The organism is Sphingobacterium sp. HSC-15S19, assembly GCF_050433745.1.
GTDB lineage: Bacteria > Bacteroidota > Bacteroidia > Sphingobacteriales > Sphingobacteriaceae > Sphingobacterium > Sphingobacterium siyangense.
In genome coordinates, this window is sequence record NZ_JBNPWQ010000099.1 from 1 (window position 1) to 1352 (window position 1352).

The following is a 1352-nucleotide window of genomic DNA, read 5'->3' on the forward strand; positions in this document are numbered from 1 at the left end:
GGGAGTGTAACTCAAACTGTGTCATTGGATAATTAACCAAAATCTAAAAGCCTCTATCAAGTTTGAGCCTATCCCCAAATTTAATGTAAAGTTGGGATATGGTCAAGCCCCAGTTATGCACTGGCATTGTCCACTTTTTAGAGATGTCCTTTATTATCAGAAACATCAGTTTCATAAGAGCCTGCTCAGAACTGAATGCACCTTTGGACTTCGTTATTTTACGGATCTGTCGGTGCATTCCTTCAATTGGATTAGTGGTGTAAATAGTCTTACGCACCTGCTCATCATACTCAAAAAAAGTAGAGAGATTGGTCCAGTTTTCCAGCCATGACTTAGCAGCTATGGGATATTTCTTGCCCCATTTCTCTTCAAAGACCAGTAGTTTTTCATAGCCCATTTCTTCGTTGACAGCTTTATAAACCGGCTTTAAATCTTCAATAACAGCCTTTTTGTCCTTTTCTGTAACGTAGCGCATGCTTGATCTAATCTGATGGACAATGCATAACTGAACTTTTGTCTTTGGAAAAATAGCTTCTATAGCTTCAGGAAAGCCCTTCAGTCCATCAATACAGGCTATCAGGATGTCCTCTACACCGCGTTGCTTTAGATCGGTGAGTACGGATAGCCAGAATTTTGCTCCTTCGTTTTCCGAACTATAAAGCCCTATCAGGTCTTTGCGACCATCCATTCCTATGCCCAGGATATTATAAATAGCCCTGGACTCAACTGTGCCATTCTGACGAACTTTGTAGTGCATACAATCAAGGAAAACAAAGGGGTAAACAGCTTCTAGCGGACGACTTCGCCACTCATTAACAGCAGGAAGCACACTTTCGGTAATACGGGATATTTCTGTGGCAGAGATCTCCATGGCATACATTTCGCGGATAAACTCACTTATCGCTCGTGTGCTCATCCCTTTTGCATACATACTCAGTACGTGGCCTTCGAGCTGTTCAGTAATGATCAACTGTCTTTTAGGTACTACTTTGGGTTCGAACGATCCTGATCTGTCCCGACCTGTTTCCAGCTCAAAAGTTCCGGTATGGAGACCACGGACCGTCTTTTTTGTCTTGCCATTGCGACGGTTACTATTACCTGAGGCCTTTTCTTCGTTCAGATGATTCTCCAGTTCGCCATCCATCATTGATTCCAACAGATGCTTCATCAACGGCGCTAAAACGCCATCATTAGGAGACAAACTTTTACCTTCGTAAAGACCTTGCATAGCTTCAGTCTTGAAGCGCTCAAAGTCGAATGGGTCTTTTTCTTTCATGACCGTGTCGTTTGAATAATTGAATATAAATAATCTTATTGAATTATTCCTTTGACACAGTTTATGTTACAGTCTC

At 41.9% G+C, this 1352-nt stretch carries 1 protein-coding gene; it reads right to left on the reverse strand.

Features of this window, described 5'->3' with window-relative positions; all coding sequences use genetic code 11:
• Positions 1-43 precede the first annotated feature (43 nt).
• Positions 44-1276, reverse strand: coding sequence for an IS256 family transposase (locus L1283_RS28470; protein ID WP_088160578.1), 1233 nt, complete (start codon positions 1274-1276; stop codon positions 44-46).
• Positions 1277-1352: the final 76 nt, after the last annotated feature.

Bases quoted from the DNA above. Each gene is read 5' to 3' on its own strand.
- L1283_RS28470 (WP_088160578.1), bottom strand. From the start codon at position 1,276: ATGAAAGAAAAAGACCCATTCGACTTTGAGCGCTTCAAGACTGAAGCT.